General features: G+C 61.9%; 1 protein-coding gene (cut by a window edge). It reads right to left on the bottom strand.

Features of this window, described 5'->3' with window-relative positions:
- Positions 1–52: 52 nt before the first annotated feature.
- Positions 53–12472, bottom strand: partial view of a non-ribosomal peptide synthase/polyketide synthase gene (locus tag M0639_RS09115; protein ID WP_248671225.1) — the end only. The gene runs 16368 nt beyond the window's last position; the window shows 12420 of its 28788 coding nt (coding positions 16369–28788); the start codon falls outside the window, past its right edge; its stop codon occupies positions 53–55.

Raw genomic sequence — 12472 nt, 5'->3', positions numbered from 1 at the left:
CGAGCACAGCGTTCTGCTCGGCCGGAGGCGTTCACTGGGCAAATACTGAATGTTACCCGGCCGTACCCCCACGGCCCGCTGACACCGACTGTGCGTCAGCTATCACCGAGCTCACAAGTGTGGCGAGACCGTCGACGCCAAGTGCCGGCAGGATGCCCGGAACAAGTCCGGCGAGCGACACAGAAACCAGAGCATCGGGGGCGAGAGCAGCCCCCATGGCGGTACGCATGGCAACGAGCTTGGTCGACAACTCACCGAAGGTGACAGCCTGATCACCGTGGGTGAACGCAATTGCCTCAGGATCGGCGGCCGCCGCTGCGGCTGCCAGTTCGGGTAGGTCCGCCGCGGACTTCGGCTCGGCAGCGCTCGCTTCCTCGCGTTCCTGCTCGGTCACGATGTCGATCGTGCGAATCACGACCCCGGGATCGGTCACCAGTTCTTCGAGCACCCGCCCGAATCGCGCCGCAAAAAGCGCGATGGTCGATTCGTCGAACAGGTCGGTCGCATAGGTGAAACGCATCCTCAGCCCGGACAGCACCCCGGCATCGTCGAATTGCTCGATACCGGTGAGCTGCAGATCGAACATCGCCTGGTCGAAACCGTTGTCGACCGCAGAGAGCTCGAGGCCCGGGAGCTGGAACGTACCGAGAGCCATGTTCTGGAAGGTGAGCATGACCTGGAAGAGCGGCGAGTATGCGTGAGAGCGCTCTCGCCCCAGTTCGTCGACCAACCGCTCGAACGGTACGTCGGCATTGGCGAATGCCGACAAGTCCTTGTCCTTCACGTGTGCCAGAACGTCGACGAACGTCGAAGCAGGCGCGATCTCCGTTCGCAAGACCAACGTGTTGACGAACATCCCGACAAGATCGTCGAGCGCCCGCTCACCTCGACCCGCGATCGGCGTACCGATTGCGATGTCGTTCGATCCACTCATCTTCGCCAACAGCACGGCCAGGGCAGTGTGAACCACCATGAAGACTGTCGAGTTCTGCTCCCGTGCGATCGTCGCGAGCCGGTCCGTGGTCTCGGAATCGACGGCAAACTCGAATTCCGCACCGCGCATGCTGGCCCGCGCCGGCCGCGGCCGGTCGGTCGGCAGTTCCAGAAGCTCCGGAGTGCCCTTGAGCTCGTTCACCCAGTACGCGAGTTGACGGCCCAGCTGACTGTCCGCGTCCTCCGGCGATCCGAGGACATCACGCTGCCACAGCGTGTAGTCGGCGTACTGCACCTCGAGCGGAGCCCACTCCGGGGTCTCCCCGCCGGTACGTGCGGTGTACGCAACCATGGTGTCTCTGATCAACGGAGCCATCGAGAAGCCGTCACCGCTGATGTGGTGAATGACAACGACGAGGACCCGCTCGGATTCGTCGACCTCGAAGAGACGGATTCGCAACGGAACGGCTGTCGTGACATCGAAGCCCTCGCGAACTGTGTCAGCCACCTGCTCGGCGACCGACGCTTCGTCGGTTGCGATCACTTCCAGTCCCACCGCCGCTGCGGAGCGAGGCAGGATCATCTGAACCGGTCCGTTGCCCCGGTCCGGGTATACCGTCCGGAGCACTTCGTGACGCTCGATCAGATCCGACACCGCTGAGTGAAGTGCGTCGACATCGAGTGCGCCGGACAGCCGGATCGCGACGGGGATGTTGTACGCACCCGAGGTCTTGTCGAACTGATTGAGCACCCACATACGTTGCTGCGCCAACGACAGCGGAATCTCGTGCGGACGCACCTGAGCCACCAACGGTGGGCGGCCACCAGATCCCGCGTGTTCGAGAACCCTCGACGCCAATGCCCCGACAGTCGACGCCTCGAAGATCACGCGGACCGGAATCTGCGCGTCCAACGCCTCACCCAGCCTCGACACGACCTGCGTCGCGACGAGAGAGTTTCCGCCGAGCTCGAAGAAGTCGTCGTCGAGTCCGACCCTCGCCACACCGAGTACGTCAGCGAACACACCCGCCACGATCTCTTCGACGGGGTTGGTCGGCGCACGGAATTCGGTCGCCTCGAATTCGGGGTCGGGCAGGGCTTTGCGATCGACCTTGCCGTTGATGTTGAGCGGTAGTTCGTCCAAGACCATCAATGCCGCCGGCACCATGTAACTCGGCAACTCAGCCACAAGAGTCCGCTTCAAGGTTTCGACATCGATGCTTTCCCCGCTTTGAGGAACGACGTAGCCGACAAGTCGATCACCGATACGCGCATCCGACTTGGCCACCACCACAGCGGAGTCCACGCTGGCCTGCTTGCGAAGAAGCGCTTCGATCTCACCGAGTTCGATGCGGTAGCCACGGATCTTGACCTGGAAGTCGGCGCGCTCCACGTAGTCGAGTTCGCCGTTCTCCGTCCACCGGACGAGGTCGCCCGTGCGGTACAACCGCGAACCCGCGTCACCGAAGACGTTGGCCACAAATCGTTCCGACGTCAGATCCGCGCGACCGTGATAGCCGCGAGCAAGCTGGGCACCGGCGAGGTAAAGCTCCCCGGTGACTCCGACGGGGACCGGATGCAAACGCGTGTCGAGCACGAACACCTGCGTGTTCCATTCGGGGGCACCGATCGGCACCGAGGTCGTATCGTCCGAACCGACGACGTGCGCTGTCACCGAGACGGCGGCCTCGGTCGGACCGTACAGATTCACCAACTGCGCGTCGCTGAGTTCTGCGAACTCGGTCGCGGTCGCGGCCGGCAACGCTTCACCGATCGCAAGCACCTGACGAAGTGATTCCGGAAGGCCATTTTCCGATGCCGACTGCAACATCGCGAGCATCGACGGCACCACGTGGAGCGTCGTGATCTTCTCCCGGGTCATCAGGTCGAGCAGGTAGCTCGGGTCCTTGTGACCTTCGGGTTCGGCAATCACCAGTCGTGCACCGGAAGTCAGTGCCGACCAGAACTCCCAGACCGAGAGGTCGAACGTTGCCGCGGTCTTGAGCACCATCGCATCGGATCGGTCCAGGCTGTACTGATCGCGCTTCCAGAGAATCTGGTTGACCACCGCCTGATGCGAGATCGCGACGCCCTTCGGTCGCCCCGTCGATCCCGACGTGAAGATCACGTAGGCGGTGTTGCCCACTCGCAGTGGAGCAATCCGATCCACATCGGTAACCGTCGCTTCCGCGTAGGACGCGAGATCGATCGTGTCCACCTCGATCACGGAATCACCGAACGCCGGATTCTTCGCAGTGGTCGAGGCAGTGAGGACGCAGACCGGATCTGCCATGGTCAACACGTACTCGATGCGGTCCGCCGGGTGGTTCGGATCGATCGGTACGTATCCACCACCTGCCTTCACCACCGCGTACATGGCGACCAGCAGTTCGACCGATCGCTCGATTGCCAACGCGACCAACGACTCCGGACCGACACCGGTTGCAATCAGATGGCGTGCGAGACGGTTCACACGTGCATCGAACTCGGCGTAGGTCAGCGACGTGTTCCCGGCGATCACTGCCACCGCACCCGGGTTCGAACCGACCTGCTCGTCGAACAGTTCGACCAGAGTGACTCCCGGGACGGAGTGATCGGTCTCGTTCCAGCGGTTCAGGATCCGGTCGCTCTCGGACGAATCCAGCAGCGCGAAGTCGCCGACGGTCAACGACGGATCGGACGCGATCTCCGCGAGCAATCGCACGAATCGATCGGCGAAGTCCTGCACGGTCGACTCGTCGAACAGATCATGCGCGTAGCTGAACATCGACGTGATGCCGGCTGCAGATCCGTTCGCGTCGTACCGATCACTGACGATCAACTGAAGATCGAACTGCGCGACCCCGTTGTCGATATCGACGCCCTTGACGGTGAGCCCCGGAAGCTCGAGCCCTCCGGTTTCCATGTTCTGGAAGAGGAAGCCGACCTGATAGAGCGGATGACGAGCGGTCGAACGTGGTGGGTTGAGCACCTCCACGAGTCGCTCGAAAGGAACGTCCGAATGTGCAAATGCTTGAAGGTCGGTCTCCCTGACACGTCCGAGCAGGTCGAGGAACGGCGCGCCGCTGTCGATCTGCGTACGGAACACCAAGGTGTTCACGAACATGCCGATGAGATCGTCGAGTGCCCGCTCACCACGTCCTGCAATGGGTGTACCCACCGCGATGTCCTCGGTTCCGGACAGTCGAGCCAACAACATCGCGAACGCAGTGTGCGTGAGCATGAACAGCGTCGAATTGTTTGCCCTGGCAAGACCGCTCAACCGAGCATGCAACTCTGCATCGATATCGAAGTGCAGGTAACCACCGCGGAATGACTGCGTCGCGGGGCGCGGCCGGTCGGCGGGAAGTGCAAGCTGATCAGGCAGCCCGGCAAGAGCATTGCTCCAGTACGCAATCTGCTGCGAAGCAATAGATCCCGCGTCTTCCTCACTGCCCAGCACCTCTCGCTGCCACAGGCTGTAGTCGGCGTACTGAACGTCGAGAGGAGCCCAGGACGGTGTGTACCCGGCAACCCGCGAGGCGTATGCGGTCACGACATCCCGAGCGAACGGTGCCATCGAGGAACCGTCGGCGGAAATATGATGAATCGCGACACCGAGTACGTATTCGTCGGAAGCCAACTGGAACAACCGGATACGAATCGGAATCTCGCGTGTGACGTCGAAGCGCGTCGACGCCAGCGCGACCAACTCACCTTCGAGTTCGTCCACGCCAGTCGGTTCTGCGACGATTTCGTCCGACCAACTCGACACGGGCTTGACGACCTGCACCGGACCGTCTCCGATTTCCGGGTAGACGGTTCGAAGTGATTCGTGCCGCCCGATCACATCAGAAATCGCCGCGCTCAGCGCCGAGACGTCAAGATCGCCCTGAAGGCGCAGCGCCATCGGGATGTTGTATGCCGCTGCACTCCCGTCGAATCGGTTGAGGAACCACATACGCTGCTGCGCCAACGAAAGCGGAATCCGCTCTGGCCGCTCGACCGCGGTCAGCGCGACTCGCCCACCCGACCCGGTCCGGCTTTCGGCGTGCGCTGCGAGATCCTGCACCGTGGATGCTTCGAACAGAACTCGAACCGAAAGTTCGGTGTCGAGAGCATCGGCGATTCGTTTGATCGTGCGAGTGGCGTTGAGAGAGTTGCCGCCGAGCTCGAAGAAATCGTCATCGAGACCCACACGATCAACACCCAACACCTCGGCAAACACCGACGCAACGATCTCCTCCACCGCCGTCACCGGAGCCCTAAACACCGCAACCTCGAACACCGGCTCCGGCAACAACTTCCGATCCAACTTCCCCGAAGCATTGAGCGGCAACGCATCCAACACCACAAACTGCGACGGCACCATATACGACGCCAACCGCTCCCCCACACCCACCTTCACCACATCAACATCAACCGAAGACCCCACCGCAGCAGTGACATACGCAACCAACTGATCACGCCACACCACCACCACCACAGAACCCACACCCACCTGATCCCGAACCGCAGACTCGATCTCCCCCAACTCGATCCGCTGACCACGCAACTTCACCTGAAAATCACTACGACCGACATACTCGAGCTCACCCGACACACCGATCCACCGCACCACATCCCCCGTGCGATACATCCGCGAACCCACCCCACCGAACGGATTCGCCACAAACCGCTCCGCCGACAAATCCACCCGCCCGAAATACCCACGAGCGACCTGCACACCCGACAAATACAACTCACCCGCAACACCCACCGGCACCGGACGCAACCGCGAATCCAACACCAACACCGACGAATTCCACACCGGAGCACCCATCGGCACCACCACACCCACACCATCGAGCGGACCCGCCGCCGTCGCATGCACCGTGAACTCCGTCGGACCATACAAATTATGAACCTCAACCGACGGCAACACCGACAACACCCGACCCACCACCGACGCCGGCAACGCCTCACCCGCCGCGAAAATCACCCGCAACGAACCCAACCCACCACCACCGAGACGCGAAATCGTCGCCTCCGACGTGTCGACCAACTGATCGACGAACACCTCCAACATCGACGGCACAAACGAGACCATCGACACCGACTCCGCCGCCACCACCGACGCCAAATACCCCGGATCCCGATGACCGTCATGAGTAGCCACCACCAACCGAGCACCCACCGCCAACGGAACAAACAACTCCCACACCGACACATCGAACGTCACCGGAGTCTTGAACAACACCACATCAGAACCCGACACCGCATAACGCTCCGCCAACCACGACACCTGATTGACCACACTGCGATGACTGACCGCCACACCCTTCGGCCGACCCGTCGACCCCGACGTGAAAATCACATACGCCGTATTCCCCGACCGCAACGGCGCAACCCGATCCACATCCGAGACAGGAGCATCCGAAAAACCAGACACATCAACAACATCAACCTCGACCACCGGCACCACACCAGCATCGAAACCAACATCAGAAGTACTGACCACACACACCGGCGACGCCGCCGCCAACACATACCCATTACGCTCCGCAGGCTGATCCGGATCCACCGGAACATACCCACCACCAGCCCTGAGCACACCGTAAACCGCAACCAACAAATCAACCGACCGACGAACCGCAACACCCACCAACGACTCCGGCCCCACACCCACCGAAACCAAATACCTGGCAAAACGATTCACCCGAGCATCGAACTCCGCATACGACAACGACACACCCTCGAACGAGAGCGCTACCGCATCCGGAGACGCCGCCACCTGCGCATCGAACCCGTCCAACACCGACACACCCGCAACCTCACGAGCCGTGTCATTCCACCCCTCGAGCACCAACGAACGCTCAACAGAATCCAAAATATCAACGTCACCAACACGCACCGAAGGATCGGTGGCTACGGAGGAGAGCAGTCGAAGAACTCTGTCCAGCAACGCAGTTGCGTAGTCGGCATCGAAGAAGTCCGGTAGGTACCGCAGCGTCAAGTGCAACTGCTCGTCGAGTGCGATCAGCAGGGTCAACGGGTAGTTCGTGGAATCGTCCGAGGCGATGTCGTCGATCATCATTCCGTCGAGAACATCCGCCTGTGCGGCGAGGCCCTCACGGTCGACCGGGTACGACTCGAATACAACCAACGTGTCGAACAGTGTTCCGACGTCCGCTGCTTTCTGGACATCGGTCAAACCGAGATAGTGATGATCAAGCATTCTCGCCTGCTCGATCTGGACCCTGGCAACCAATTCTTCGACGGACTCCGCGGCGTCGAAGCGCACCCGCACGGGGAGGGTGTTGATGAACAACCCGACCATCGATTCGACGCCGGTGAGCGCCGGTGGCCGGCCGGACACTGTTGCACCGAAGACAACGTCGTCGGTTCCGGTCAACGCACCGAGCAGGACCGCCCACGCGCTCTGCACGATCGTGTTGGCGGTGACCCCGAGTCGTGCAGCCAGAGCGGTGAGCGCCGCGGTTGTCTCCGACGACATCGACACGTTCAGCTTCTGGGACAGCGCGGTGAATTCCTGTCCGCCTGTGACCTGAGCAAGCAGCGTCGGCTCTTCGACGCCGGAAAGCACATCCGCCCAGGCTGTGAGTGATCGATCACGATCCTGATCGACAAGCCACGCCAGGTAATTGCGATAGCTACGCACACGCGGAAGAACCGAGTCGTCACCACGCGTCGCGTACAGCGCCAACAGGTTCTGCAAGAGCAGTGGCACCGACCAACCGTCGAGAATAATGTGGTGATTCGCCACCACCAAGCGATAGTCCCCCTCCGCCATGGTGACGAAGGTGAACCGAATCAACGGCGGTGACGCCATGTCGAAGTGTGTCGCCTGGTCAGCCGTCAAAACTTCGTTCAGAGCTGCCTCACGGTCGACGGCCGCAATATCGCTGAGATCGATGTTCCGCCACGGGACTGGAACGTCTTCGAGGACTATCTGGACCGGCGTTCCGTCGTCGTCGGCCGTGAATGCCGTTCGCAGGTTCGCATAACGGTCGATGATTCCCTGTGCTGCAGTGCGCAAGCGGTCGGCATCCACCTTCCCGGACAGAGTGAGAATCATCTGCACCGAGTAGAGGTCGACGCTGGATTCTGCCAACATCGCGTGGAAGAGCAAACCGGACTGCAGCGGTGCCAGGGGCCAGATGTCGGTCACCGTACCGAATCGATTCTCGAAGCCGTCGATATCTCGTTGGCTCACGGAGACAAGCGGCACGTCGGACGGTGTGAGTCCACCGGCTCCGACGGAGCGAGAATGCTCCGCCAGGGCAGTCAGTGCTTCGACCCAAATCTGTGCAAATGTCTCGACACTCTCGCCGTCGATGGCACCGACGGGGTATGCGAAAGAGGCCTCCAGAACAGCACCGTCTGCGCCGTCGTTGACGATCGCATTGATGTCGACGACCTTGTTTGCGGGCATGTCGACGTCTTCGGGTGCCGACACGTTGGCGAAATCGCCGGCCGGCAGCCACCCGAGTCCCTCGACGCCTGCCGGAAGATCCTCGGCGACAACTCGTCCCAGGTAGTTGAAGCTGACCTGTCCCCCGGCGAAGCGAGAAAGCACTGCGCGCGTGTCTTCGTTCAGGTAGCGCAGCAGTCCGTACCCGACGCCCTTGTCCGGGATCGCCAGAAGCTGTTCCTTCACTGCTTTGATCGCGTGTCCCGCCGAATCACCTCCGGCGAAAGCGTCACCCAGATCTACCTCGGAAAGATCGAGACTGATCGGGAAGGCAGCGGTGAACCAGCCAACGGTCCTTGACAGATCCGCGCCAGGAATCACGGCTTCTTCGCGACCGTGGCCCTCGAGTTGCAGCAAGGCAGACGTCGAGTCGATTCCGGCTCGGCGACGCCACTCGATCAGCGCGAGTGCCAGTCCAGCGAGCAGGCCGTCGTTGGCGCCGCCGTTGAAAACCTCCGGCAGCGTGGTCAACAGAGTCTCCGTCACCTGAGTGGGGACCGTCACGCTTATCCGCTGAACCGTTGCCGCAACGTCGACGGCAGAGTCGTACGCCCTCTTACCCAGCACCGGGTCCGGTGTCTGCAACACCTTCCGCCACGTATCCAGCTCGGCCACACGCGAATCCCGATGGGCCTCTTCGGACAAAGCATGAGCCCAGCGTCGCATCGACGTACCGGTCGGCTCGAGAGCAACATCCCCCGTCGTTCCGGCTACATCCCCCGTCGTTCCGGCTACATCCCCCGTCGCTCCGCTCGCCCCGGCCATCTGAGCCGCAGCCGACACCAGATCCGGAACGATGATTCGCCAGGAGACCCCGTCGACGATCAGGTGATGTGCAGCGATGATCAAGCGCCCGGTGCGAGTGGGACCGAAGTCGACCCACACGAACTGAACCATTACGCCGTCCGCCGGATTCAACCGGCCGAGAGCCTCGTCGAGGCCCTTGGAAGCCGTGAGAACAATTGTCGACTCGTCCGCAGCCGCGTCGACATCGACGCGGCTGAGCAGATCCTCGACGTCCACGGTTCCGGGCTCGGAGACCGACATCCCCCATCCGCGACCGTCGGAGATCAGCCGCGAGCGGAACATGTCGTGGTGGTCGACGACTGCAGCGAGTGTTCGCACGATGTCGGCTCGCTGCACTCCGAGTGGAAGCTCGAGAGTCATCGTCTGTGTGAATCGGTTGTAGCTGCCACCGCGCTCGACCATGAATCGTTCGATCGGCGTCAACGGCATCCAGCCGACTCCACCGCCCGGCAACTCCTCGAGCACCACCGCGGCCTCGACGTCGGCGGCATACTTCGCCACTTCGGCCAATGCCGCGACAGTCTTGCTCTCGAAGACGTCACTGGGTGCGAATACGACCCCACGTGCCTTCGCACGAGAGACGAGTTGGATGGACATGATCGAGTCGCCGCCCTGAGCGAAGAACGAGTCGTCGGTGCCGATGCGATCCAGGCCGAGAACGTCCGCGAAGATCTCGCTCAGGATTTGTTCCATCTCGGTGACCGGGGCGCGGAATTCCTTGGTCTCGAAAACCGGTGCTGGGAGCGCTTTTCGGTCCAGCTTGCCTGCCGGACTGAGCGGCATGTCCGAGGAGACCATGACCGAAGCCGGAACCATATGGGCCGGAAGGGTTCTGGAGACGAATTCGATCAATTCCGCCGAAGTGACCGAAGCGTGCTTTCCGGTGAACACGTACGACACCAGCGCCGGGGCACCCGACGGCAGGGTCGTACCCATCGTCGCAGCGAACTCGACCTCGGGGTGTGCCGTCAGCGATGCATCGATTTCGCCCAGTTCGATACGGAAACCGCGAATCTTGACCTGGAAATCGTTGCGGCCCACGTATTCCACGGCGTAGGTGGAGGGTGCCGTTCCAGCGACCCAGCGCACCACGTCACCGGTTCGGTACATTCGCTCGCCCGGATTACCGTGCGGGTTTGCCACGAATCGATCGGCACTCAAGCCTGGACGACGATGATAGCCGCGGGTCACCTGAGGACCGGACAGATACAGCTCGCCCGAGACTCCCAGTGGAACTGGATTGAGTCGTGTGTCCAGGACGAATGCTGCCATGTCACCGATCGTGGCGCCGATGTCCATTCGGTCACCGGGCAGAAGCGGAACGCTGACGTTCGTCACGATCGTCGTCTCGGTCGGGCCGTAGACATTCAGGAATGTCCTGGGAGCCGAAGCCGACGCGGCCGATCCGTCCCCTGTCGTCCACTTGCTGATCAGTTCCGGCGAATACGCTTCGCCACCCACGCCTACCACCGTCAGGTCGTCCAGGCCGCTCGGGTCCATCGACGCCAGGGCAGCGGGTGTGATGAACGCATGCGTGACTCGTTCGCTACGGAACACCTCAGCCAGTTCGTCGCCGCCGTACACGCCAGGCGGGACGATGACCATCGTCGCGCCGGTGGCCACCGCGAGGAACAACTCGAGCATCGACGCGTCGAAACTCGGTGACGCGAAGTGCAATGTCCGCGAGGTGGGCTTCACGAGGTAATGCGCGGCCTGCGTGACACTGAAGCTCGCCAGTCCCGCGTTGGTCGCGACAACGCCCTTCGGCAGTCCTGTCGTGCCGGAGGTGTAGATGACCCAAGCCGGATGAGCAGTCGTCAGTGCACGGACACGTTCCTCGGCATCTATTGGCGCTCCGGACACTCCGGCGATCATCTGTTCGCCGAGCGGTCCGTCCACGACCAACCACTCGACGTCGTCGGCGAGATTCGGACGTTCGACGTCGAGGGTCAGGCCAACCTTCGCACCCGAGTCGCTGAGCATGTGCGCGATACGGTCTGCCGGATAGTGCGGATCGATCGGAACGACCGCTGCCCCGGTCTTCGACACTGCCCAGACCGCGAGTACCGATTCGACGGATCTCGGAATCGACACCGCCACAAGATCTTCAGCCCCGAGACCACGGTTGATCAAAACGCGGGCCAGCCTCGACGACCACTCGTCGACCTCGCGATACGTCATGGACCTACCGGCCGCGGCCTGCGCCGTGCCGGGGTAGCGCAAAGCGACGTTGTCCGGGTAGCGCGCAGCAGCGTCGGCAAGAATCTCGGCCAACGGCGCCTGCGCTACTCCTGACGAAGCCCTTTGACTCGTCAGAACCTCACGCTCGGACGCGTCGAGGATTTCGATGTCACCCACTGAAGTTGCGGGGTCCGTCGCAATTCCGTTCAGAATGCGCATCAATCGTGCGGCGAATCCGCGGACGGTCGATTCGTCGAACAGATCCGTCGCGTACGTGAACGTCGCCGACAGCCCTTCTGATACCTCACTGATCGTGAGCTGCAGGTCGAACTTGGCCACGGTCTCGTCGATTTCGAACTCGGCCGCCGTCAGACCGGGCAGAGCCAACGAGTTCTGCCCCAGGTTCTGAAATGCCAATGCCACCTGGAACAGCGGGTGATGTGCCCTCGACCGAACGGGATCCAGCACTTCCACGAGCCGCTCGAACGGAAGGTCCGAGTGCGCGAACGCCTGAAGGTCGGTTTCCCGAGCCGAGGCCAGAAGTGTTGTGAACGCCGCCGAAGGATCAACCTCGGTACGCAAAACCAGGGTGTTGACGAACATTCCGATCAAATCGTCGAGTTCGGATTCACCTCGCCCGGCCATCGGTGCACCGATGTTGATGTCCGTTGTTCCCGACAGACGAGCGAGAAGCGACGCCAGAGCCGCATGGACCACCATGAACATCGACGCATTGTGTTCCCGGCCCACGCTGATCAGCCGCTCATGCAATTCCTGACCGATCGAGAATTCGAATGTCGCTCCCTGACCGGAGAATACCGCCGGCCGAGCCCGATCCCCCGGAAGATTCAACTGTTCGGGCACGCCGTCCAGTGCTTGCGCCCAGTAAGTGATCTGTTGCGCGATGACGGACTGCGGATCGTCCTCGGACCCGAGAACCTCACGCTGCCACAACGAATAGTCGGCGTACTGCACCGGCAACGGCGTCCAGGTCGGAGCCTGGCCGTTGGTTCGGGCGTAGTAGGCGGTCATGACGTCGCGGGTCAACGGGCCCATCGAGAAACCGTCGGTCGAGATGTGATGCACCACGAATACCAG

Origin of the sequence: Rhodococcus qingshengii JCM 15477 (assembly GCF_023221595.1) — a bacterium.
Taxonomy (GTDB): Bacteria; Actinomycetota; Actinomycetes; order Mycobacteriales; family Mycobacteriaceae; genus Rhodococcus_F; species Rhodococcus_F qingshengii.
The sequence above is the reverse complement of the archived record's forward strand: the minus strand, read 5'-3'. Positions and strand labels throughout refer to the sequence as shown.